At 70.8% G+C, this 24,241-nt stretch carries 19 protein-coding genes; 10 read left to right on the forward strand and 9 right to left on the reverse strand.

Annotated features, from left to right (window positions below; genetic code table 11):
* The first annotated feature begins 101 nt into the window (after window positions 1–101).
* The 3 genes from V6U86_RS19250 (at window position 102) to V6U86_RS19260 (ending at window position 6,473) form a co-directional block, all read left to right on the forward strand.
* A complete protein-coding gene (locus V6U86_RS19250; RefSeq protein WP_334505195.1) occupies window positions 102–1,919 on the forward strand; it encodes a stealth family protein in 1,818 nt (605 codons plus the stop codon).
* A 67-nt stretch (window positions 1,920–1,986) separates the two neighbouring features.
* Window positions 1,987–4,716, forward strand: a complete 2,730-nt coding sequence (locus tag V6U86_RS19255) for a bifunctional glycosyltransferase/CDP-glycerol:glycerophosphate glycerophosphotransferase (RefSeq protein WP_334505197.1) — start codon at window positions 1,987–1,989, stop codon at window positions 4,714–4,716.
* Entirely contained in the window at window positions 4,713–6,473 is a 1,761-nt protein-coding gene (locus tag V6U86_RS19260; RefSeq protein ID WP_334505199.1) for a stealth family protein, read from the forward strand. Before V6U86_RS19255 ends, V6U86_RS19260 begins: the two co-directional genes overlap by 4 nt.
* Before the next feature lie 78 nt (window positions 6,474–6,551).
* Here V6U86_RS19260 and V6U86_RS19265 read toward each other — a convergent pair whose 3' ends face one another.
* From V6U86_RS19265 to V6U86_RS19300, 8 genes are all read right to left on the reverse strand, one after another.
* Window positions 6,552–7,199, reverse strand: coding sequence for a hypothetical protein (locus tag V6U86_RS19265; RefSeq protein ID WP_334505201.1), 648 nt, complete (start codon window positions 7,197–7,199; stop codon window positions 6,552–6,554).
* A 205-nt stretch (window positions 7,200–7,404) separates the two neighbouring features.
* Window positions 7,405–8,187: an anti-sigma factor family protein gene (locus V6U86_RS19270; protein WP_334505202.1), complete on the reverse strand. Its 783-nt coding sequence runs from the start codon at window positions 8,185–8,187 to the stop codon at window positions 7,405–7,407.
* Window positions 8,184–8,876 (reverse strand): sigma-70 family RNA polymerase sigma factor, encoded by a 693-nt coding sequence (locus V6U86_RS19275; protein ID WP_124773096.1) that lies wholly within the window; start codon window positions 8,874–8,876, stop codon window positions 8,184–8,186. Before V6U86_RS19275 ends, V6U86_RS19270 begins: the two co-directional genes overlap by 4 nt.
* A gap of 126 nt (window positions 8,877–9,002) precedes the next feature.
* Entirely contained in the window at window positions 9,003–9,860 is an 858-nt protein-coding gene (locus V6U86_RS19280; protein WP_334505203.1) for a spermidine synthase, read from the reverse strand.
* Window positions 9,861–9,878: 18 nt separating this feature from the next.
* A complete protein-coding gene (locus V6U86_RS19285; protein ID WP_334505204.1) occupies window positions 9,879–10,838 on the reverse strand; it encodes a hypothetical protein in 960 nt (319 codons plus the stop codon).
* Complete coding sequence (locus V6U86_RS19290) at window positions 10,835–13,309, reverse strand: SMC family ATPase (RefSeq protein ID WP_334505206.1); 2,475 nt, start codon at window positions 13,307–13,309, stop codon at window positions 10,835–10,837. The genes V6U86_RS19285 and V6U86_RS19290 overlap by 4 nt, the downstream gene beginning before the upstream one ends.
* On the reverse strand, window positions 13,309–14,457 hold the full coding sequence (locus V6U86_RS19295) for an exonuclease SbcCD subunit D (protein WP_334505207.1): 1,149 nt from the start codon (window positions 14,455–14,457) through the stop codon (window positions 13,309–13,311). Before V6U86_RS19295 ends, V6U86_RS19290 begins: the two co-directional genes overlap by 1 nt.
* 18 nt (window positions 14,458–14,475) lie before the next feature.
* Window positions 14,476–16,230, reverse strand: coding sequence for an ATP-binding protein (locus V6U86_RS19300; RefSeq protein WP_334505208.1), 1,755 nt, complete (start codon window positions 16,228–16,230; stop codon window positions 14,476–14,478).
* A gap of 231 nt (window positions 16,231–16,461) precedes the next feature.
* Between V6U86_RS19300 and V6U86_RS19305 the strand changes: the two genes are divergently transcribed.
* Both V6U86_RS19305 and V6U86_RS19310 read left to right on the forward strand, forming a co-directional pair.
* On the forward strand, window positions 16,462–16,980 hold the full coding sequence (locus V6U86_RS19305; RefSeq protein ID WP_334505209.1) for a SigE family RNA polymerase sigma factor: 519 nt from the start codon (window positions 16,462–16,464) through the stop codon (window positions 16,978–16,980).
* The gene (locus V6U86_RS19310) at window positions 16,973–17,719 is read left to right on the forward strand and encodes a hypothetical protein (protein ID WP_334505210.1); all 747 of its coding nucleotides are present in this window, start codon (window positions 16,973–16,975) and stop codon (window positions 17,717–17,719) included. The genes V6U86_RS19305 and V6U86_RS19310 overlap by 8 nt, the downstream gene beginning before the upstream one ends.
* A 37-nt stretch (window positions 17,720–17,756) precedes the next feature.
* Here V6U86_RS19310 and V6U86_RS19315 read toward each other — a convergent pair whose 3' ends face one another.
* Window positions 17,757–18,503 (reverse strand): pyrimidine reductase family protein, encoded by a 747-nt coding sequence (locus V6U86_RS19315; RefSeq protein ID WP_334505211.1) that lies wholly within the window; start codon window positions 18,501–18,503, stop codon window positions 17,757–17,759.
* A 150-nt stretch (window positions 18,504–18,653) separates the two neighbouring features.
* Here V6U86_RS19315 and V6U86_RS19320 point away from each other — a divergent pair, with 150 nt between their 5' ends.
* The 5 genes from V6U86_RS19320 (at window position 18,654) to V6U86_RS19340 (ending at window position 24,175) form a co-directional block, all read left to right on the forward strand.
* Window positions 18,654–19,217 (forward strand): plasmid pRiA4b ORF-3 family protein, encoded by a 564-nt coding sequence (locus tag V6U86_RS19320; protein WP_334505212.1) that lies wholly within the window; start codon window positions 18,654–18,656, stop codon window positions 19,215–19,217.
* 319 nt (window positions 19,218–19,536) lie between these two features.
* Entirely contained in the window at window positions 19,537–20,823 is a 1,287-nt protein-coding gene (locus V6U86_RS19325) for an ABC transporter substrate-binding protein (protein WP_334505213.1), read from the forward strand.
* A 109-nt stretch (window positions 20,824–20,932) separates the two neighbouring features.
* The gene (locus tag V6U86_RS19330; RefSeq protein ID WP_334505214.1) at window positions 20,933–21,904 is read left to right on the forward strand and encodes a carbohydrate ABC transporter permease; all 972 of its coding nucleotides are present in this window, start codon (window positions 20,933–20,935) and stop codon (window positions 21,902–21,904) included.
* A gap of 10 nt (window positions 21,905–21,914) precedes the next feature.
* On the forward strand, window positions 21,915–22,757 hold the full coding sequence (locus V6U86_RS19335) for a carbohydrate ABC transporter permease (RefSeq protein ID WP_334505215.1): 843 nt from the start codon (window positions 21,915–21,917) through the stop codon (window positions 22,755–22,757).
* Window positions 22,754–24,175, forward strand: a complete 1,422-nt coding sequence (locus V6U86_RS19340) for a GH1 family beta-glucosidase (protein WP_334505216.1) — start codon at window positions 22,754–22,756, stop codon at window positions 24,173–24,175. Before V6U86_RS19335 ends, V6U86_RS19340 begins: the two co-directional genes overlap by 4 nt.
* Window positions 24,176–24,241: the final 66 nt, after the last annotated feature.

Raw genomic sequence — 24,241 nt, forward strand, 5'->3', positions numbered from 1 at the left:
TGTGTCGAATCATCGCGAGTGGGACGTTGCCCGGCTCCCCACTCGCAGGGATGACCAGTGCCCGCTGATGAGGCGGTCGTAGCGAGCGGACGGCCCAGCGCATGATCGCCCTGAAGATCTATCGACTCCTGCCGTCGCCGGCCCGGCGGCGGCTGATGGGCCTGCTGCCCGCGCACCGGCGGATGGGCCTGGTGCAGACGCTCTCCCGGCCCCGCGGCAGCGACACCGTGCATCGCCTCGGCGCCCGGGTGGCCGTGACCGACGGTGGCGTTCGCACCAAGGCCGAGGTCGTCGCCGCGGCGACCCCGTTGGAGCAGTGGCACCGTAACCTCACGGCCGTCACCACGGCGCTGCACGCCGCCGGCATCGAATACCACTGCATTCGAAACGACGACCACCTGCGCAGCACCGTGGCGGTCCTGGACGACAACCGGGCGGCCGTACAACGCCTGATCCGCTCCGCGCCGGCGCTGTCGGGCGCGGACGTCCGCGTGGTGCAGGTCCAGCCCCGTCGGGACCAACCGGACGCCGTACCGACCGAGGTGATCCAGGTCTGCTTCCCGGTGACCGACGCCCGCGCCGGCGTGGTCCTCGGCGCCCAGTTCGCGTGCGAGATCGAGTTCTGGAGCCGACACGGAGACATGGTCCGTGCGCCTCGGCGCAACGGCGTCGTCGACGAGGCGCCCGCGCGGGCACAGCCGGTCCGGGTGGCAGCGGCGCTGATGAGCCACTTCGTGCCCGAGGCCGACGACCACACCTACGGCACTCGCCGAGACCTGGCCGTTCGAGCGCCGGACCGGGTCGGCTTCCCGATCGACGCCGTCTACACCTGGGTGGACGGCTCCGACCCGCAGTGGCTGAAGCGCAAGTCGATGGCGCTCGGCGCGCCGGACGGCCCGCTGCACGCGGTCGCCGCGAACTCCTCGCGCTACCACAACCGCGACGAGCTGCGGTATTCGCTGCGCTCGTTGCACAGCTTCGCGCCCTGGCTACGGCGGATCTTCCTGATCACCGACAGTCAACTGCCGAGCTGGCTCGACCCGAGCCACCCGATGATCACCCTCATCTCGCACGCCGAACTCTTCGCCGACCTTGGCGGGCGGTCGTCGTACAACTCGCACGCCATCGAGTCCCGGCTGCACCGCATCGACGGCCTGTCCGAGCACTTCCTCTACCTCAACGACGACGTGTTCCTCGGCCGTCCGCTGCTGCCCAACCACTTCTTCCACGCCAACGGGATCGCGAAGTTCTTCCCCTCGCCGGCCCAGTTCGGGCTGGGGGAGGCGAAGCCGGAGGACCCGCCGGTGAAAGCCGCCGGGAAGAACAACCGTCGGCACATCCAGCGACAGTTCGGCGTGACCATCACGCAGAAGATGAAGCACACCCCGTTCGCGCTGCGTCGCAGCATCATGCAGCAGATCGAGGGCATGCTGCCGGACGAGGTGATGGCCACCGCGCGGCACCGCTTCCGGCACCACGGCGACCTGTCCATCCCGTCGTCGCTGCACCAGTACTGGGCGTTCCTGACCGCGCAGGCGGTCCCCGGTGACATCGAGTACGAGTACGCCGACCTGGGCCACCCCTCGACCCCCGCCCGGCTGGCCGAGCTGCTGGCCCGCCGCAACCGCGACGTGTTCTGCCTCAACGACACCGACTCCGACCCTCGATCGTTCGCCGAGCAGGAACGGATGTTGGCCGACTTCCTGCCGCGCTACCTGCCCTTCCCTGCCCCGTTCGAGCTTCCGGACGACGTGGTGGCGGAGCGACGGAACGTGGGCGCGGGGGAGCTGTGGCGGCGGTCGTACCGGCCGGTGCAGGATGCCCGTCGGGGCGCCCCGGTCGACGCGCCCACCATGCCCAACAACATGCTCAACACGGTCACCGGCTTCAATCCCGAGCTGCTGCGGCGCAAATCGTGAGCCCGCAGCAGCCCCGCCCGCCGATGTTTGCCCCGCGTTTTCCGCACCCCTTCCAGTGGAGCCCAGAGTGGTAGATCCCGCCGCGCAGGTAACGATCATCGTCCCGGTCTACAACGTCGAGGACTACCTGCCCGAGACACTCCAGTCGATCGCGGCGCAGACCGTCTTCTCCCAGTGCCGCGTCATCCTGGTCGACGATGGCAGCACCGACGGCTCCGACCTGCTGGCCAAGCAGTTCGCGGCGGAGCACCCGAACGTGACCGCCCTGCAACAGCGCAACAGCGGGCCGGGGGCGGCTCGCAACCTCGCCCTCGACCTCGCCGACACCCCGTACGTGGCGTTCGTCGACTCCGACGACCTGCTGCCGCCGCGAGCCATCGAGGTGCTGCTCACGGCGATCGTCGCCAACAAGGCGAGCATCGCCATCGGCGACATGGACACCTTCCCGAAGCCGACCGCCTTCCTCTGGAAGAAGCCGTTCGGCAAGGGCGATCGGCTGCTGGAGACCGTCGTCGACGCACCGGAGCTGATCTTCGACGCCGGCCCGTGCCACAAGCTGTACGACCTGGCCCAGCTGCGTCAGCACGGCCTGCGGTTCCGCGAGGGCGTCCACTTCGAGGACGCCTTCCTGGCCATCCCGATGCTGCTCAAGGCCGAGCGCATCGCCCTGGTGGACACGGTCGTCTACAACTACCGTCGCCGGGAATCCGGCAGCTCCATCATGGACAACCTGTTCGTCCGGGAGCAGAACTACTGGGATCACCTGGAGCTCTGCGAGACACTCGCCAACCTGCGGCCCGAGCTGGATGTCTTCCGCCGCGAGGTGCTGGAACGCTTCCTGGTGCGCAGCTACCAGGGTTTTGCGATGAGGGCGCACACCGTCTTCGACGATGCCGCGCTGTGGCGGATCTTCGAGAAGTGCACCCAGATCTACCAGGACATCGACGCGGCCTTCATCGCCCGTTGGACCGCCGATACCCGACACCGCGTCCCCTACCTCGCCTTCAAGTCCTATGACTTCGACCTGTTCGCGCGGCCGTGGGAGCGGGTGCAGGGTGTCGTCGCCTGCGGTGGCGAGCTGCACCTCGACTACCCGGTGACGCCTGCCCTGCTTCCGTTGACCCGGGTGAGCGCTGTCTCCGTACGGTTGGAGCAGGTGCGGCTGACCGAGTCCGGGGAAGCCCTGAAGCTGTCCGGGCACGTGCAGATCAACGGGCTGCCCATGCACCGGCCGATCCGTACCCCGCTGGCGTTGCGGCTGCGGGGCGGCAAGCTGACAGTGCCCGCCACGCTCGAGCGGCGCAGCGATCTGAAGTCCGCCGACGACAGCCGAGAGTGGTCCGGTTTCGCGGCCGAGGTGCCCGTCGCGCAGTTGCGCAGCGGCAACCACCTGCTGCGGCTGGTGTTCCTGACCGAGACCGGGCAGGCGTCCCGGCAGTGTCTGATCAGCGCGGCCTACCTGCGCGACGCCCCGATGAAGCGTGCCGGCGACACCCGCATCCTGCCGGGCTTCGCCGGTCGGGAGAACGCCACACTGCTCGTACAGCGCGCGGGCGGCGTCGAGGGTCGCCGCCGCTGGCATCGGATGCTGGTGCGCAAGGACCTTCGACACGTCGTGTCCCGCCGACCCTTCTGGAAGCAGCGCCTGTTGCGTCTGCTCACCGAGCCGTTCATGCGCGGACGCGACGTCTGGCTCGTCGGCGAGCGTAAGGACACCGCGCAGGACAACTCCTGGCACCTGTTCCGGCACCTCCGTAAGGTCGAGCGCCGGCGGAACGCCTATTACGTGATCGCCAGCGACAGCCCCGACCGGGAGCGGCTGCGTGGGCTCGGCAACGTCGTCACGTACGACTCGTTCCGGCACAAGTTCCTCATGCTCCACGCCACCAAGCTGATCAACTCGTACGACATCGACTCGTACATGCTGCCGTCCACCTGGGAGCGCGGGCAGTACCTGCGGCACCTCAACTGGCGGGTCGGCCCAGCTCGCGTCTTCCTCCAGCACGGCGTCACGGACAAGGACGTCAGCGGCGGGTTGCACCGGGCCAAGACCGGCGTCGACCTCTTCGTCGCGGCAGCCGGCCAGGAGGCCGAGTACGTGTCGAAGCAGTTCGACTACGGCGACGCGGCCCAGCGGCTGGGTTTCCCGCGCTTCGACGCACTGGTCCCGGACCGGGGTGGGCGGCGAATTCTGCTGATGCCCACCTGGCGCAGCTACCTGGTCAGTCCGTCCTACAACCCCTCTCTGCCTCCCCGGTTCCCGTTTGACACCTCCGGGTACGCACGCTTCCTGAGCGAGTTGTTCGGCAGCGAGGAGTTGCTGCTCAGCCTGCGGCGGCACGGCTACACCCTGGAGTTCCTGCCGCACTACGAGATGCGCAAGGTCTCGACGGCCATGGTGCCGACGGACCCCGCCTTCGCGGTGGTGGACCAGACGCAGCGCAGCGTCCAGGACGCCCTGCGCCAGTGTGACCTCTTCATCACCGACTACTCGTCCACCGCCTTCGATGTCGCGTACCTCGGCACTCCCATGATCTACGCGCACTTCGACAAGGAGGAGTACTTCTCGATCGGGGGCTACCGCAAGGGCTACTTCGAGCACAAGGAGCACGGGTTCGGCCCGGTGTGTGAGACCGCGGAGGAGACGGTGAAGGCGATCGTGAGCTACCTGGAGAGCGGGTGCGTCCGCGAGGAGGAGTACTCGCGCCGGGCGGCCGACTTCTTCGCCGTCCAGGACCAGAACAACTCGCAGCGGGTGGCGGCGGCCATCGCGGCGCTGCCGGGCCCGCAACGGTGACCGGTACGACGCCCCCGCCGGGGGAGCAACCCCGGGCACTGGCCGAACCCACCGGGTTGGTGGAGGTGTACCGCCGGGTGCTGAGCCCGCAGACCCGCCGCGCCATCGCGACGAAGGTGAGCCCTCGGGCCCGGCACCAGCTGAAGCAGTGGGTCGCCCGGGCCGCGCGCGACGGCAACCTCTCCGAGCGCCGGGGCGAGCGGCTGGCCCGCCGCCAGCCGGAGTTGCTGGCCGGCGCGGACCGGGTGGTCGTCACCGCCGACCGGGGGCCCCGGGTGGCCCGGATCGGGGCGTCGGTCACCCCGCTGGCGGCCCGGCTGGACAATGTCAGCACGGTGGCGTCGGCGCTCGACGAGGCCGGCGTACCCCACTTCCGGGTACGCGGCGAATCCCACCGCTCGTCGGTGATCGCCGTCGACGCCGAGCACCGCGCCCGGTCGTACGCCGCGCTCGCCGCCGCCTGCGGTCGGGTCCCCGGCTACGTCTCCGTGCCAGGGGACGCCGGGCAGCCCGCCGCCGGATTCGAACCGAAGACCTGGGACCGCCTGGCGGACGCCCCGGTGCTGCGGCTGACCTGGTACTGGACCGACCCGCAGCGGCGGCTGGTGCTGGGGCGGGAGTACGGGTGCGACGTCGAGTTCTGGACCCGGGAGGGTGACAGGCTCGTCGCGCCGCGACCCAACACCGTCGCCGAAGAGGTGACGGCGGCGTCGCCGCTGGTCCTCGTACCGGAGTCGCGGTTCACCGGGCTGGCACCTCCCGCCGCGCCCGCGACCGCCTGGACCCGTCCGGAGTTCGCCGCGCCGCGCCCCGACGACGTGCCGTTCCCGATCGACGTGGTCTACACCTGGGTCGACGGCACCGACCCGGCGTGGCTACGCCGACGGGCCGAGGTGGCAGGGGTGCCGTACCACGCGGAGGCGGCGAGCGCGGCCCGCTTCCTCAGCCGCGACGAGCTGCGCTACTCGCTCCGGTCGCTGCACCTCTTCGCGCCCTGGGTACGCAACGTCTACCTGGTGACCGACGATCAGGTGCCGGGCTGGCTGGACCCGTCCGCCACCGGGCTGCGGGTGGTCAGCCACCGGGAGATCTTCACCGACCCGACGGTGCTGCCGACGTACAACTCGCACGCCATCGAGAGTCAGCTGCACCACATCGACGGGCTCTCCGAGCACTTCCTGTACTTCAACGACGACGTCTTCCTCGGCACCGAGGTGCTGCCCCAGGACTTCTTCCTGGCCAACGGCATCTCCCGGTTCTTCCCCTCGCCGGCGCTGGTGCCGCCGGGCCCACCCACCGCCGGGGACATCCCGTCGTCGGCGGCCGGGAAGAACAACCGGGCGTTGATCGCGGAGCGGTTCGGCACCGTGCTGACCCAGAAGATGAAGCACATGCCGCACGCGCTGCGACGGAGCGTGCTCCAGGAGATCGAGCTGACGTTCCCGCAGCAGTACCAGCGGACCGCGGCGAGTCAGTTCCGCAGCATGGACGACCTGTCGGTCGCCTCGTCGCTGCACCACTACTACGCGTTCCACACCGGACGCGCCGCGCCGGGAAACCTGCGGTACACCATCGCCGAGCTGTCCCACCCGGACACACCCGCCCGGTTGGCGCACCTGCTCGCCCGGCGGGACCGGCAGGTGTTCTGCCTGAACGACGCGTTCTCCGTCGAGGAGGACCTCGACGCGCAGATGGCGCTGCTCGTCCCGTTCCTTCAGACGTACTTCCCGGTGCCGAGCCCGTGGGAACGGGCCTGACCCACCCCGGACACGACGGTGGCCGGCCGCGCCCTCCCCGGCGACGACCGACCACCGTGCCCTCGTGGGCGATCGGGCTCAGTACGAGTAGCCCGAACCGCCCGCATCGTCCGAGCCGCTGTCCGACGGCGGTGCGACAGCCTTCGGGGTGCCCTTGGGCAGGCAGCTCAGGTTCTTCTTGCCGTCCGGCTGGACCACGAACCAGGTGCCACCGACGGCCTGGCCCTTCCACTGGCCGGGCTTCTTGTCGCCGATGTAGCGGTAGACCGGCCAGCCGCCGACGGTGAGCTGACGGGTGCCGTCCTGCCGGGTCACGCTGCCGACCTTGTCGTCGGAGACGCCGGTGAGCTCCGGGTTGCCGTCGGTCAGTGCCGGCGGCCACACCTCGGCGCACTTGTCGACACAGTTCGACGACGGCGGGTCGGCGGTGTCCTTGTCGAAGCGGTACAGGATCCAGCCGTCCTGGTCGACGACCACCTTGCCCATCCGGGCGACGCTCTTACCGACCAACTTCTCGGTCAGGTCGACGTCCGCGGGCGGGGCGTCGGCGGCCGGCGCATCCGCGGACGGCGAGGCCTCAGGTTCAACCGTCGCGGTGGGCTCGGCCGCGGCGACGGCGACCGGCTCGGCCGCACTCGAGTTCGCCCCGTCGTAACCGGCGGGAGCGCAGGCCGTTAGTGCGACCATCGCGCTCGCGACGATGACGGTCCGCTTCATCTGTGCCACGTGCCCTCCTCATTCTTGACAGTTCACCCATAGGTACGGCGGGCAGGCTGTCAAGGTTGAAGCAGTAACAGTGGTCAATTTCACGTCAACCGATTGAACCGTTGCCGGCCGCGATGCGTACGCCCCCGCGAGGGGGGTGGCTCCCGCAACAACAGATCGGCGCCGGTCATTATGGCAATGACCGGCGCCGATGCGGTGGGCGCGCCTACATGGGTATGGTGACCAGCGGACTCGCCACGCCGTCGGCATCCACCGACTGCACCTGGAGCTGCTTGATGTCCTTCGGCAGCGCCGACGTCGAGGCACTCAACTCCAGACCCTGCGGCCGGGTGTTGGTGCCATAACCGCCATCCGGCACCGACCAGGTCGAGATGACCTCGGTGCTGGCGTTCTTGCGCACCACCACCAGTCGGCAGATACGCGGGCCGGGCAGCTTCCGCAGGCTGAAATTGATCCGGGTGCCGTAGTCCTTGGTCACCAGGAACATGGTGGTCTGCACACCGGTGGTCGGGTCGGTCGCCTCGACCTGGTCGCCCTCCACCTCGGTGCCACCCACACCCGGGCCGCTCGGCGCGGCCGTCGGCACGCTCGTCGGCGGGTCGTTGGGCGCGCTCGGCGTCGCCTCGGCAAGCACCCCCGACGGCTGCCCGTTGCCGGTCACGCTGACGAAGCCGTACCCGGTCAGACCGCCGAAGACCACCACCGCGGCGGCCGTCGCGAGCATCTGACGAAACCGGGTACGCCGCCGGTCTGCCCGGACCGCGCCGAGCGTCCGGTCCAGCAGGGCCGGGTCCGTCGCCGTCTGCTCCAGCGCCATCATCGTCTCGCCGTCGATGTCGGAGAGCAGCCCGACCACCGGCACCATCGTCTCCAGCTCGGCCGCGCACGCCCAGCAGGTGGCGAGATGCTCCTCGAACCGCTCAGTGTCCTGCTCGTCGAGCACACCGAGCGCGTACGCCGCGACGTCCATGTGGTCCGGCCGGCTCATTCTGTCACCCCCCGCTCCTGCAGAGCCGTGCGCAGCGCGCGCAGCGCGTAGTAGACCCTCGACTTGGCGGTGCCGAGGGGCAGGCCCAACTCCTCGGCGGCCTCCGGCACCGTCCGCCCCCGGAAGTACGTCGAGATCAGAATCTCCCGGTGTGACTGACTCAGCGTACGCAGCGCGTCCGCCACCGTCATGGTGCGCAGCACCCGGTCGGTGCTGTCCGCCTCGGCGAACGCGGTCAGGTCCCGGTCGTACGTCTCCGGCGGCCGGGCCTCCTGGCTGCGATGCTCGTCGATGGCGATGCGGCGGGCCACCGTGACCAACCACGGCCGCAACGACCCCTGCCCCTGAGTGCCCAGGCGGTGCGCGTTGCGCCAGGCCCGCAGCAGCGTCTCCTGGACGATGTCCTCCGCGCGCTGCCGGTCCCCCCCGGTGAGGCGCATGACGAACATCAGCAACGGGCCGGCATGCTCGGCGTAGAGCTGACGGATCAACTGGTCGGAGTGGCTGGCCTCGGTTGACGTCGCCTGATGGCGCCCGGGCGCCGGTCGCGGCGTCACCGGACCATTCTGGCGAGGCGTCGCGCGTGCGTCGACCCCCCGGGCAGACGAGGTTGACCGTGACGAGGGTCGAGCCGACAACCAGTCAGCGCGTACCGCGTCGCCATGCCAACCGGCCGCCACCGCGTGCATGCAGACCTCCGGGATCTCCGTGACCAACGCCAGCCCACGAGGCGGGCCGCCCGGTGGTACGCAGCACCGGCCCCAGCGGATCAACAAACGGCGAAAAAAACTTCTGCGCCGCCGATGAGCGGACGATCAGCGGCGCACCGAGAACAGCCCCGGCGGTGGCGGATCAGAGCCCGTCGCGTCGGCGTCCCGAACGACCTGCGCGCCACCGGCAAAGCGGTCCAGCTCGTCGCCGGCCACCACCCGGCCGGGGAACCAGTCGCCGGCGGCGCGTCTGGTCAGCTCCGGCACCGGCGGGGTGGACCGCCCGGCCACCAGCACCAGATTCCCGTACCGGCGCCCGCGCAGCACCGCCGCGTCCCCGACCAGACAGGCCTGCGGCAGCACCGAACGGACCGTGGCGACCTGCCCACGGGCGTGCCGCAACGGCGGGCCGTCGGCCAGGTTCGCCAGGTACCAACCGGCGGGACGGAGCACCCGGGCCACCTCGGCCGCGTACTCCAGCGACGTGAGGTGGGCCGGTGTGCGCGCACCGGAGAACACGTCGGCGACCACCACGTCGTAGCTGGCCTCCCGGGTGGACGCCAGCACCGCCCGCGCATCCTGCACCCGGACCCGCAGCCGGGGGTCGGACGGCAACGGCAATGCCCGACGGACCAATTCCACCAACGCGCCGTCCACCTCGGACACCCGCTGGGTCGACCCGGGTCGGGTGACGGAGACGTACCGGGGCAGGGTCAGGGCGCCGCCACCGAGATGCAGCACCCGCAGCGGCTCACCGGCCGGCGCGATCAGATCCACGGCGGCAGCCAGCCGACGCACGTACTCGAACTCCAGGTGAGTGGGGTCGGTCAGGTCGACGTGTGACTGCGGCGCGCCGTCCAACAGCAGCGTCCACGAGCCGGCTCGATCCGGATCCGGCACCAGCTCCGCCAGCCCGGTGTCGACCTGCTCGACCACCCGGTCACCAGCCCGTTTACGCCCCACCGGAACCAGTATCCGCGCTCAACGGGCCGCGCGGGCCGCAGCGGTCAACGCGCGGTGCAGCAGCCGGGAATCACCGAGCAGGGCCCGCAGTCGGCGCTCCAGGCCGGCGATCGGGATCAGGTTCTGTGGGGCCCGAGGATCCTTGTACGGGGTGGACGCGAAACGTGGCAGGGTGACCAGCGACAGGTCGGCCAGCTCGATCGCCGCCTCGACCGGCAGGTCGGCGGAGCACTCCACCCGCACGATGCCCGCCCACGGCGCGCCGATCGCCACCGGCAGCCGCAAATACCACGACCAACCACCCCAGGCGGTGCCGAGCCGGAACACCGGGGACCGCTCACCCGACGCCATCCCGGTCACCACGGCGGTCAGCCGGGCATCCAGGTACTGGCTGTGCTGCGTCTTGATGTAGCCCAGGGTGCGCGGCAACTGCCGACGACTGCGCAACGGGCCGTCCACCACCAACAGGTCACCGTCGACCCGGGCCGAGTCGGACACCGCCACCTCCAACGCGGTCAGCGGACCCTGCACGGCGGCCGGCAGCTTCGCCAGCTCACCGGTGCCACCCACCCGGTGCACCGGGTAACGGATCGCGCCCGCCACCACATCCTGCGCCGACGGGCTGGCGGTGAACAGGCCCCGACCGACCCGGGTGCCCGCCAGTTGCGCCGCGCCCCGGCCCAGGTCACACCGGACCACCCCGGCCGCGTACGAGGCGGCCAGCCCGGGGAACGACCCGCCGTCGGTCTCGGCCGTCCAGATGCTCGCGTCGATCCGGCGTACCCCGTCGACAAGCAACACGACGTCGGGTGCCCGGACCCCGGGGCGTACCCCGATCGCCCGCCAGTCCACGGCGGGCAACTCCACGTCCGCGTCGACCTGGGCGCTGCTCGGCGCGGCCGGCCCGGCGGCGGACGCCTCGAACGACGCCCCGTACGCCGGATCCCACGAATCCACGAAGAACGCGGCGTCGCTCACCGGCCGGTCCGCTCCACGCGGGCCGACCGGGCGTCCTTGCGCACCTCGAAGCGGACCGGGATCCGCTCGGCCAACGCCGGCACGTGGGTGACCACACCGACCATCCGATCGCCCCGGGCCGCCAGGTTTTCCAGGGTCGCCGCCACCGTGTCCAGGGTGGCGGCGTCGAGCGTGCCGAAACCCTCGTCCAGGACGATCGACTCCAGGCTCGCCGCCGTGGTGGACATCCCGGCCAACTGTTCGGAGAGCGCCAACGCCAGCGCCAGCGACGCCTGGAACGTCTCACCGCCGGAGAGGGTGCGCACACCCCGGCGCAGCCCCGCGTCGTGGTGGTCGACCACGACGAACTCGCCCTTGTCGTGCACCAACTCGTACTGCCCGGAGGACAACTCCCGCAGAATCCCCGACGCACCGTCGACCAGCAGGTCCAACGCCTCGGCCAGCAACCACCGCTCGAAGTTGTTGGCCCGCAGGTGCCCGGCGAGCGCGCGCGCCACCTGCGCCTCCCGCTCGTGCCCCGCCCGCTGCTCGCGCAACGCACCGGCCTGCTCGCGGCGCTCGTGCAGCCGCCGCCGGTCGGCGTCGGCCCGCTCCACCGCCACCGTCGCCGCGTGCACCGGGTCGTCCCCGACCGGCACGTCGGCGTCGGCGAAGATGGCCGCGATGGCCCGTTGCACCCCGTCGGCCACCGACTCGGCCGCTGCCACGGCGGCGGCCCGACCGGCCCGGTCGGCGCGGCGACGGTCCGCCTCGTTGGTCGCCCAGTCGGTCAGCGTCGCCCACGCGGCGGCCACGTCGTCCCGGTCGGTGGCCGGCGGGCCGAACCGGGCCAACCCGTCCCGGGCGGTGTCGAAGGCCCGCCACGCCGCCCGCAACCGCTCCTCGGCGGCATCCACAGCGGCCCGGGCCTGGCGAGCGGTCTCGCGGCCGGCCCGGACCGCCGTCGCCGCCTCCTCCAGCGCGCGCCGCAACCGGGCGTGCTCGGCCAACTCCCGGCGCAGCACGGCCGGCTCGGCCGCCCCGGAGAGCTGCCCGTCCAGCTCGGCCAGCCGGGCCTCCAGCTGCTCCTGCCGGGCGCGCGCCTGCACCAGCAGCCGCTCCAGCTCACGCGCCGCCGTGTCCCGCTCCTGCACCGTCGCCTGCGCGGCCTTGGTCGCGGCCCGCGCGGCCTTGCCGGCCGCCGTCGCGGCCGCCACCGCCGAATCGGCCGGCACCGCCGGCACCTCGGCCACCGGCTGCTCGCACACCGGGCACGCCGCGCCGGCATGCAGATGCACCCGCAGGCTCACCGCCAGATCGGTGGCCTTCGCCTCCTCGTGCGCCCGGAAGGCCGCCTCCAGCTCGGCGTCGGCCCGCTCGGCGACCGCGCGTGCGGCGGCCAGGGCCGCCACCGCCGCGGTGTGCTCGTCGTTCGCCGTGCGCACCGCCGCGCGGACCGTGTCGGCCTCGCCGGAGAGCCGGTCCCGATCGTCGTACGCCCGCAGCAGCAGTCGCAACGCGCTCTCGTCACCGGCACCGGCCAGCTCGCCGCGCAGCTTCTCCTCCCGCTCCTCGGCCAGCGACACCCCGGTCGCGGCCGTTTCGGCCTCGGCCCGCGCCGCGGTGACCGCGCGAGCGACAGCGGTCACCCCACCCGGCGCCCGCACCCCGGTCAGCACGGTCAGCTCGTCGTCCAGGGCGGTCAGCGCCTCCGCCGCCTCCCGTGCGGCGACCCGGGCCGCCGCCAGCTCCGGCACCGCCTCGGCCACCGCGGCCGCCAGCTCGGCCATCCGGTCGACCCGGGCATCGACCTCGGCCAACGCCTCGTCGTCCACGCCGGTCAGCCCGGCGAGCACCTGGTCGACCGCCTCCAGCCGGGCCTCCGCCTGCGCGGCGCGGGCCGTCGCCTTCTTCTGTACGTCCTCGTAGACGCCGAGGCCCAGCAGGTTGACCAGGATCTGTTGCCGGGTCGCCGGCTTGGCGTGCAGGAAGTCGGCGAACTGCCCCTGCGGCAGCACCACACAGCTGGTGAACTGCTCGTACGGCAGCCCGACCGCCTCCAGGACCGCCTGCTCCATCTCGGCTGGGGTGCCGGCCACCACCTCGCCGAGGTCGTCCGGGCTCAACCCGGTGTCCAGTTTGGTCACGTCGAAGCCGGCCGGCATCAGCTGCAACCCGGCGTTCGCGGTCTTCACGTTGCCCCGGCCGTCCCGGCGGACCACCCGGGTCGCCACGTACCGGGCGCCGCCGGACTCGAAGACCAACCGCACCCGCGCCTCGGTCGCCGACGGCGCGAGCGCGTTCGCCAGCCCCCGGGCCCCGCCCCAGCGGGGCACCATGCCATACAGGGCGAAGCAGATCGCGTCCAGCACCGTGGACTTACCCGACCCGGTCGGGCCGATCAGCGCGAAGAAGTCGGCGTCGGTGAAGTCGATTGTGGTCTCGTCCCGGAAGACCGTGAACCCGGCCATGTCCAACCGCATCGGACGCATCAGTGCTCGACCTCCTCGAAGAGCTCGTCGAAGAGCTCCCGGACACCCTCGTCGGCGTGGCCACGGCTGTCCAGGTAGTCGGCGAACAACTCCCGGGGCGAACGCCCCGACCGCTGGGCGATGCGGGCGCCACTGCCCGGCGCGGCCAACAACTCCGGGTCGATCCGGATCTCCAGGGCCCGGGGGAGCAGCTCCTGGACCTCCTCGCGCAGGCCGGCGCGGGGCTGCTCCCGCACATACACCCGCAACCACGCGTCCGGTGCCTCGATCTCGGCGAGCTGGGCCAGGGTGCCCCGCACCGTCCGCAGCGCGCTCGCCGCCGTCACCGGCACCTCCCGCACCCGGGCCGCGGTGCTGGCCGTCACCTCGACAATCGTCACCGACGGGATGTTCTCCTGCTCACCGAAGTCGACAGCGAGCGGACTGCCGCTGTACCGCACCGGGCAGGGGCCGGCGACCCGCTGCGCCCGGTGCAGGTGACCCAGCGCCACGTAGTGCGCGGTGGCCGGGAAGACGGTGGCCGGAACGGCGTACCCCAACACGGTGTGCGCGTCGCGCTCGCCACCACCGGTGGCCGCGCCGGTCACCGTCAGGTGCGCGGTGACCAGGTGCACCCGGTCCGGTTCGGTGAACCCCTCGGTCAGTCGCCCCAGCACCCGGCCCAGGTGGTCGGCGTACGTCTGGTTGGTTTCCGCGGCGGTCAGCTCGTACATCTCCAAGGCGCGCACCGCGTACCGCTGGGACAGGAACGGCAACGCGGCCAACCGCCACCGCTCGCCACCGGCTGTGGTGCCGTCGATGATGTGCTCGTCCGGGTTTTCCCGCACCCCGCCGCGCAGGGTGATGCCGGCGGCGTCGGCCCACGGTCGCAGCGCGTCCAGCGCCGGACCGTTGTCGTGGTTGCCGCCGATCGCCACCACGTCCGCGCCGGTCCGCCGCAGCGCCGTCAACGCCCTGGTGACCAGGCGGGTGGCCTCCGAGCTGGGCGCGGCGGTGTCGTAGAGGTCACCGGCGACGATCACCAGATCCGGCTGCTCGGCACGGGCGATGTCGATCACCCCGGCCAGCACGGCCTTGTGCTCGTCGGCCCGGGACTGCCCCTTGAGCACCTTTCCCACGTGCCAGTCGGAGGTGTGCAGGATCTTCATGGCTGTGCTCGCCCCCAGCTAGAACGGGATGTCGTCGTCGGTGCCGCCGCCACCGGAGCCCACCACGGCGAACGGGTCGGCGGACTGGGTGATCGAGCGCAGCGTCTCCGATGGTGCCCGGCCCGCCTCGGAGACCCGGGTCGCCCAGGCCGGGAACGGGAACTCCAGGCAGAGCGGCACCGGAATGTCCGGCTGGTTGACGAACATGGTGCCCGGCTTGGCCAGCAACGCCCGCTGGCGCTGCGCCGGCGGCAGGAAGCCATATTCCGGGCGGGACGCCTCGGCCGGGTCGAGCCGGCCGACCACCCGGATCGCCGAGTTGGTGACGATCCGCCGCTCCACCTCGCTCGCCGTCTGCTGAGCGCCGATCAGGATCACCCCGAGCGAACGGCCCCGCTCGGCGATGTCGAGCAGCACCTCCTTGATGGGGGAGGAGCCCTCGCGGGGGGCGTACTTGTTGAGCTCGTCGAGGACGACGAAGAGCAGCGGCTTGGCGGTGCCGGACTTTTCCTTGCGCTCGAACTCGCTTTTCAGCGTCACACCGACCACGAACCGCTGCGCCCGGTCGGGCAGGTTGTGCAGGTCGACCACTGTCACCTGCGCCGACTCGCTGGTGTTGATCGAGTGCGGGCGGCGGGCCGCGAGGTCACCGCGGATCAGCCGGGCCAGGTCCTTCTTACTGCCGATCAACCGCCGGGCGAACGCGTTGACCGTGCCCAGACCCACCGCGCTGCCCGCCCAGTCGGAGCGGGTCTCGTCGTCGTTGAGCTGGTCGACGATGTGGTCGACCAGGTCGCCGTAGGAACCGAGCCGGACCCCGTCGATGCTCACCCCGCCGTCGGCCGGCTGGGCGTAGCGGGCCAGGTGCGCGGCGACCGAGTGCACCACCATCGTGTACTGCTGGCGCTCGTCGTCGGCGTCGGCGAAGACGTACGGAAGCAGGCGGTCGGTGCAGAACTCGCTCAGCGTCCAGTAGAAGCTGTCGACGCCGGTGAGCCGGCTGCTCACGTCCGGCGTGCCGGCCGCGTCGCCGACCCGGGGCGGGGCGTACACCCGCACGTCGGGAAAGGCGCCGGCGCTCAACCCGAGCTTCGCGTACGCCGCGCGGGTGGGCTCGTCGAGCCGGGTGTTGGGGTGGTCGAGGAAGAGCAGATCCTCGCCCTTGACGTTGAAGATCAGCGCCTTGGCGTTGACCGCGTCGCCGCCCAGCACCCCGGAGCGGAAAACCGAGTAGAGCAGGAAGGTGGCGAAGCTGGTCTTGGTGGCCACCCCGGAGATGCCGGAGATGGAGACGTGCGCGCCCCGACTGCCGTCGAGGAAGTCGGCGTTGAGGTAGACCGGCACGCCGTCGCGGCCCATGCCCATCGGGATGCGCCGCTCCATCCGGTCGAAGTGCAGCGCTCGCGCCCGGGCGTCACCCTCGGCCCGGTGCACCACCGCGCCCGGGGTCGGCGGCACGTACAGCTCGGGGTCGACCCGGGTAGTGGTCACCTCGGCCGCCTCCTGCACCTGCGCGGGCAGCGTGCCGTCGGCGATGGCGAACACGTCGGACTCGAACTGGGCGCCCTCGTGCCGGGCGCGGACCTGGGTGACCACCCCGGCGATCGTCACCGGCTCCCGGTCCGGCAGCTCCCGCCGGGTGACAACCACGTCGTCGAGCTGGAGGTAACTGCCCGGGGCGACGGCCGTCCAGAACTGCAGCGGGGTGGCGTCGGCGGTGCCCAGCACCCGGCCGACCGCCTCGCCAGGGCTGTCGAGGTCGGCGTCGGTCATCGGGCGACCCGGGTCGCTCGGGCATCACGGTCGGCGCGCATGCAGTGCATCCTGCCCGAGGAGTACGACAGGTCGCCACGCGACGCGGCGGAGGACACCATGCCCCGTCACACTCATGACGCTGGGTGCTCAACCGAGCGCACCAGGTGGGCGGGAGCGGTGTCGGGCACCGCGCGAGTCCGGGACTCAACTACCGAGGCGTTGGTCGCGTTATCTAGGCATGGAGCACGCATGAATGACGACTTCGGCGCCTTCGTGGCGACGAGCGGCCCGCGACTGCTCCGCTTCGCCGTTCTGATCACGGGGCAGCGGGCGGACGCCGAGGACCTGCTGCAGGAGGTGCTGGAGCGGGCGTACCCCCGCTGGCACGCGGTCCGGCAGCGGCAGCCGGAGGCCTATCTGCGTCGCGCGATGACCAACCGGCTGGTCAGCCGGTTGCGTTCACCATGGAACCGACGTCGGACCGCCGGCCTTCCGGACGCGATATTGCAACAGGATGAGATGACCCGGGTCGACGACCGGGAGTTGCTGCTGGCGGCGCTGCGGGAGCTTCCGCCGCGGATGCGGGCAACGGTGGTGCTCCGGTACTGGCTTGGTTTCTCCGAGGCGGAGGCCGCCGCCGAACTGGACTGTTCCGTGGGCTCGGTGAAGAGCCAGGCCTCCCGTGGGCTGCACCGTCTGCGGGCCCGACTGGAATCCGCCGGTGTCACCCCACTCGACCTCGACCTCGCGGAGGAGAACCATGCGTGACCACGAGGTGGCCGGCCTCCTCGACCATGCTGTCGCAACGGTGGAGTTGCCGCCTGATTTCGCCCGCCGGGTCATCACGGGCAGCCGGGCGCGGCGTCGCCGACGTCTGCTGCTGTCGGGCGGCACGGTGGCGGTGGCGGTCGCCGTGGGGGCGCTGCTGTTTCCGCACCTGGGGCCCGTCGGCCGTGGTGACGGCGAGGCCGGCGGCATCGGGCCGAGTGCGGTTGTCGACGTGCCGACCGGGATCGTCGATCCTGACGGTCGACCCGTGACGCAGGCGCAGGTGGTTGCCGTCGGCCGTACCGGAGCGGAGACGCTCGTGCTGATCGAACGGGAGCCACGCGGCGAGGAGCGGGCCGCCGGGGGGCGGGCGGCGGAGGTCTGGACCGCCCCGGACGGGGGAGATCCGCGCCGGCTGACCGACTACCTCTCGTACGACCTGGCCTGCGTCGACGGTGACGCGGCCTGTGCGGCAGTCCGAGCCACCGGCAGCGGGCTGGGCGTGGCCGTGGCCCGGCGCACCGGCGGCCGGCTCTACGTCCTGGTCCAGGCGCCGCCGGGGCGTACCGTCGAGGTTGTCGCCGCCGGCGTGCCGCACCTGCTCGGCCCGGCGCCGCGCGGCGCGGTGGCGGAGGTGGTCGCCGCCGAGCCGTACGACGAGGTGCAGGTCTGGGCGAGCACCGCGAGCGGTCAGCGCTACCGGATCCCGTGGGCTCCCGGGGCGGTGCTCACGGACTGAGCCGATCCGGGCCTCGCTGCGGCCGGAGCCAACCGACCTACTGGCGGGCGTGGCGGAGCAGGAGGACGCCGTCCTCGGTGGCGAGCACGTGCCGCAGCGGCAGATGCCGGGGCGCGGTGATGTCGCCGGCGGTGATCCGGCCGGGGCCGGGGCCCGCCAGCAGCGGCGAGACGGTGAGGCACAACTCGTCCACCAGGTCGGCGGCCGTGAGCGCGCCGAACAGGTGTGGGCCGCCCTCGCAGAGCAGTTGGGTCAGCCCGCGTCCGTGCAGCTCGGCGAGGCCGGCGGCCAGGTCGACCCGATCGGTGCCGCAGCGCAGCACGTCGGCGACGTCGGTCAGCCCGGGCGGCGGGTCGGCGGCGGCGTGGGTGAGCACGATCGGGCGGGTCGGCGCGTCGGCGAAGGCGGCCTGCGCCGGGTCCAGGTCGAGCGATCCGGAGACGACCACCAGCGTCGGGTATTCGGCCAGTCCGTTGGACCGACGCCAGGCGCGGCGGCGTTCGTCGAGGCGGACCGCCCGGTACCCCTCGTGACGCAGCGTGCCGGCGGCCACCACCAGCGCGTCGCAGGCCATCCGCAGCAGGCCGAACACCCGCTTGTCCGGCTCGCCGGAGAGCCCGGCGGAGTAGCCGTCCACGGTGACCGCGCCGTCCAGGCTGGTCACGAAGTTCACCCGCAGTCGGGGCTGGTCGGCGCGGCCGTAGAGAGCGGTCAGCGCAGCGTCGTCGAGCGGCTGCGTCGACGGCTCGGGCCAGAGCCGTCGGATCGGAATTCCGACGGTCATTCGCCGGCCGGACCGGTGACCGGAGGGGTGGGTTCGGCGGTACGGTGCTGGCAGTCGCACCAGTTCCGGCCCGGGCAGTCGTCGTGTCGCCGGGCCCGGCACGCTCGGCAGATCATGCTCGCAGCCTAAGCCGCGGGAGGACAGGACAGCATGCCGCGTCAGATCTTCCAGGTGAAGATGTCCCTCGCCGGGACCCGCCCGCCGGTGTGGCGTCGGGTGCTCGTGCCGGCCGGCTACACGCTGGACCGGCTGCACCGGGTGGTGCAGCACGCGATGGGTTGGCGAGACTGCCACCTGCACTCGTTCGAGATCGACGCGGTGCAGTACGGCGACCCCGACCCGGACGGGGAGTTGGCGCTGCACGACGAGCTGGACGTGCGGCTCGACGCGGTGCTCGGCAAGGGCAGCCGGTTCTCCTACACGTACGACTTCGGCGACTGGTGGGAGCACGACCTGGTCGTGGAGGACGCGTTGACCGCCGACCCCGACGAGCGGTACCCGGTCTGCCTGGCCGGCGAGCGGGCCTGCCCGCCGGAGGGTGTCGGCGGGCCGTTGGGTTACCAGGCGCTGCTGGAGGCCCTGGACGACCAGACCGCAGCCGGCGACCTGGTCAGCCCCCGTCACGCGATGCTGCGCGACTGGGCGGGTCCCACCTTCGACCCGTCCCGCTTCGACCCCACCCGCGCAACCACCCTCCTCCGCCGCTTCTGCTGACCCGCCCCCCACCCCCCACCCCCCACCCGGACCGAGCGTTGTCGATCAAGAGGTTTGCGTCAGCTGGGCCTCGTTTTCTGACCGAAACTTCTTGATCACCCTGGGGCGGGGGTGCGGCCTGGGGCGGCTGTTACCCGAGTGATCAGCGGTAACGATCTGGGAACGCTCCCAACGCCCTATTGACACTCCCGTTACCCGCCGGCAATCTCATGGGAGCGCTCCCGGAGGTGGCGTGGCTCACTCACGGACCCCGGCCTGGCGCGACGGGCACCCCCCACCACAACCACCCAGCCTCACCACCGGAAAGAGGGGTCAGCGCATGAGTGTCACCACGCGGCGTACCCGCCTGGCGGCCGCTGCCCTGGCTGCGATCACCGCAATCGGCGGTCTCGCGGCCTGCGGCAACGACGACGACAAGCCGGCAGCCGGCGAGAAGCCGACCAAGCTGGTCGTCGACACCTTCAGCGAGTTCGGCTACGACGAGCTCGTCAAGCAGTACGAGAAGGACACCGGCATCAAGGTCGAGCTGCGCAAGACCGCGCAGCTCGGTGAGTACCGGCCGAAGCTGGTCCGCTACCTGGCCACTGGCAAGGGCGCGGCGGACGTCATTGCCCTGGAAGAGGGCATCCTCAACGAGTTCAAGGCCAACCCGCGCAACTGGGCCGACCTCAACCCGCTGATCGCCGACCACTCCAAGGAATACCTGCCCTGGAAGTGGGAGTTGGGCAAGGCGCCCGACGGTCGGCTGATCGGCCTGCCGACCGACGTCGGCAGCCTCGCCGTCTGCTACCGCAAGGACCTGTTCCAGGCTGCCGGCCTGCCCACCGAGCGCGACCAGGTGTCGGCGCTCTGGCCGGACTGGAAGGGCTTCCACGACGCCGGCCTGAAGTACAAGCAGGCCACCGGCAAGGCGTTCATCGACTCGATCACCGCCGTCTCCAACGGTGTGATGTTCCAGGGCAACGGTGACCTGTTCTACGACAAGGAGAACAACATCATCGCGGACACCAGCCCCGCGGTGAAGAACGCCTGGGACACCGCCACCTCGATGGTGGACATCTCCGCCAAGGCGCAGACCTGGTCGCCGGAGTGGTCCGGTGGCTTCAAGCAGGGCACCTTCGCGGCGACCTTCTGCCCGTCCTGGATGCTCGGCATCGTCTCCGACAACTCGGGCCCGGCCAACAAGGGCAAGTGGGATGTCGCGGCCGTGCCGGGCGGCGGCGGTAACTGGGGCGGCTCGTGGCTCGCGGTTCCGGAGCAGAGCAAGTACCCGAAGGAGGCGGCGAAGCTCGCCGAGTACCTCACCAACGCCAAGAGCCAGGTGGAGGCCTTCAAGCTCAAGGGCCCGCTGCCCACCAACCTGGAGGCGCTGAAGAACGAGGCGTTCCTCGGCTACACCAACGAGTACTTCAGCAACGCGCCGACCGGCAAGATCTTCGGTGAGAGCGTCGCCAAGATCCAGCCGACCCACCTGGGCCCGAGGCACCAGGCGGTGAAGGAGAACGCGTTCGAGCCGGCAATGCGGGCGTTCGAGAACGGGCAGGCCAGCAAGGACAAGGCCTGGGAGCAGTTCACGAAGGACGCCAAGACTCAGGGTGCCTTCTGAGTGATTCCCTGTCGGTGGCGTCCGGGATTTCCCGGACGCCACCGGCCGGTCCCCTCCGCGTAGCGCCCTGCGCGAGGGCCCCCGGGCCTCGCCGGAAAAGGAAATTCGCATGAGCCTGTCGGCCACGACGGCACCACCGTCGCCAGCAGCACCGCCTTCCCCCGGCGTCTCTTCCCGACGCAACCGGGGCAGGTTACTCAACCGTCTCGACGTCAAGTACTCGCCGTACCTCTACATCGCACCGTTCTTCCTGATCTTCGGAATTTTCGGGTTGTACCCGATGCTGCGTACCGCCTGGATGTCGCTGCACGACTGGGACATGATCGGCGAGCACTCGTTCATCGGCTTCGACAACTACACCCGGCTGGTGTCCGACGAGTACTTCTGGAACGCGCTCTACAACACGGTCGGCATCTTCGTGCTGTCGACCATCCCGCAGCTGTTGCTCGCCCTCTTCCTGGCGAACCTGCTCAACCGGACCTTCCTGCGTGCCAAGACCTTCTTCCGGATGGCCATCTTCATGCCGAACGTGGTGTCGGTGGCCGCGGTCGCGATCGTCTTCGGGATGTTGTTCCAGCGGGAGTTCGGCTTGTTCAACTGGCTGCTCAGCCTCGTCGGGGTCGACCCGGTCGACTGGGACGGGCAGCGGTGGAGCTCCTGGTTCGCCATCTCCTCAATGGTCAACTGGCGGTGGACCGGGTACAACACCCTGATCCTGCTCGCCGGCATGCAGGCCATCCCGAAGGACCTCTACGAGGCCGCGGAGATCGACGGCGCGAGCCCGTGGCGGCAGTTCTGGCAGATCACCCTGCCGATGCTGAAGCCCACCTTCATCTTCGTGGTCATCCTGTCCACGATCGGCGGCATGCAGCTCTTCACCGAGCCGCTGCTCTTCGCCAACGGCAACATCCTCGGCGGCAACCAGCGGGAGTTCCAGACGCTGGCCATGTACATGTACGAGATGGGCATCGAGAACCTGAACACCGCCGGCTACGGAGCCGCGGTCGCCTGGGCGATCTTCATGATCATTGTCGTGGTGTCGCTGATCAACTTCCTACTCGTCCGCCGCTCGGCGAAGTGAGGAGAGAGCGATGATCTCGGCTTCCCAGCGCCTGTGGCGCACCAGTCCGCTGACCTACGTGGCGCTTGTCCTGGCGGCACTGTTGTCGATCTACCCGTTCTACTACATGGTGGTGATCGGCACTCGCAGCCTGGACAACATCAACGACGTGCCGCCACCGATAACGCCCGCCGGAGCGTTCGGCGACAACTTCGGGCGGGTCCTCGACAACGACGCCGCCAACTTCCTCACCGGCATGGTGAACTCGATCATCGTCTCCTCGGTGGTCACCCTGTCGGTGGTGCTCACCGGTTCGCTGGCCGGGTTCGCCTTCGCCAAACTGCGGTTCCGGGGCAGCAACGCCCTTCTGCTGGCGATCATCGTCACCTTGATGATCCCGACCCAGATGGGCATCATCCCGCTCTGGGGCATGATGGTGGACCTCAATTGGGACGACACCCTCTACGCGGTCACCGTGCCGTTCCTGGCCAGCGCCTTCGGCGTGTTCATGATGCGGCAGTACGCCAGTCAGGCGATCTCCGACGAGCTGATCGAGGCCGGTCGCGTCGACGGGGCGAGCACGTTCCGGATCTACTGGAGCATCGTGCTTCCCGCGCTGCGTCCCGCCGCCGGCGTCCTCGGTCTGCTGACCTTCATGGAAACCTGGAACTCGTTCCTCTGGCCGTACGCCATCCTCACCCCGGAGAACCCGACCCTGCAGGTCTCGCTCTCCTTCCTCTCGTACGCCTACTACACCGACTACTCACAGGTGTTCGCCGCCACGGCGGTCGGCACCATCCCCCTCGTGCTCGTCTTTCTCGTGTTCGGCCGCCAGATCATCGGCGGGATCATGGAAGGTGCCGTCAAGTCGTGAGCAACCCCGCCAGCCCACCCGCCGTCGACGTCCTCGACGAGCGCCCCGGGCTGACCTTTCCACCAGGATTCCTCTGGGGGGCCGCGACGGCGGCGTACCAGATCGAGGGGGCGGCGGCCGAGGACGGCCGCGCCCCGTCGATCTGGGACACCTTCAGCCACACCGAGGGCCGGGTCGTCGCCGGGCACACCGGGGACGTGGCGTGCGACCACTACCACCGCCTCGGCGAGGACGTCGCGCTGATGGCCGAGCTGGGCCTGAAGTCGTACCGTTTCTCGGTCTCCTGGTCCCGGGTGCAGCCCGGCGGCACCGGTGCGGCCAACCCGCAGGGGTTGGACTTCTACCGCCGACTGGTCGACGAGTTGCTGGCCAACGGCATCGAGCCGTGGCTGACCCTCTACCACTGGGATCTGCCGCAGCCGCTGGAAGATGCCGGTGGCTGGCCGGCCCGGGACACCGCGGCCCGGTTCGCCGACTACACGACCCTGATGGCCGACGCGCTCGGTGACCGGGTGCGCTACTGGACGACGCTGAATGAGCCGTGGTGCTCCGCGTTCCTCGGTTACGGCTCGGGTGTGCACGCGCCCGGTCGCACCAACGGAGCGGACGCGGTGCGCGCCGGACACCACCTGATGCTCGGTCACGGCCTGGCCGTGCAGGCGCTGCGGGCCGCCCGGCCGGGCGTCGAGGTGGGCGTGACAGTCAACCTCTACCCGGTCGACCCGGCCAGCGACACCGCCGCCGACCGGGATGCCGCCCGGCGGATCGACGGGTTGGCCAACCGGTTCTTCCTGGACCCGCTGTTGCGTGGGTCGTACCCGGAGGACCTGGTGGCCGACCTCAGCACGGTGACCGATTTCGACCACGTGCGTGACGGCGACCTGGCGACCATCTCCACGCCGCTGGACCTGGTGGGGGTCAACTACTACAGCCGGCACGTGGTCGCCGCACCGGTCGAGGGCGTCGAGGCCGACACGGCCCCGTCGTGCTGGCCGGGCAGCGAGGACGTCCGGTTCGTCACCCGTGGCGTCCCGGTGACCGACATGGGCTGGGAGATCGACGCCCCGGGCCTGACCGAGACGCTGCGTCGGGTGCACGGCTACACCGACCTGCCCTTGTACGTCACGGAAAACGGTTCCGCGTTCGTCGACTCGGTGGTCGACGGGCAGGTCGACGACGTCGACCGGCTGGCCTACTTCGACGCCCACCTGCGCGCCGCCCACGAGGCGATCGAGGCCGGAGTGCCCCTGCGGGGATACTTTGCCTGGTCGTTGATGGATAATTTCGAGTGGGCCTGGGGTTACACCAAGCGGTTCGGCATGATCCACGTCGACTATGACAGCCAGGTCCGCACCCCCAAGTCCAGCGCCAAGTGGTACGCCTCGGTGATCCGGCGCAACGGTCTGGCCGCACAATAGGCTCGGGCCAGCCATCAGGACGGCCCCGGCGTCCACCTCCCGTAGGTGGCGCCGGGTCCGCCCGCC

Origin of the sequence: Micromonospora sp. CPCC 205558 (assembly GCF_036902955.1) — a bacterium.
Lineage (GTDB): Bacteria > Actinomycetota > Actinomycetes > Mycobacteriales > Micromonosporaceae > Micromonospora.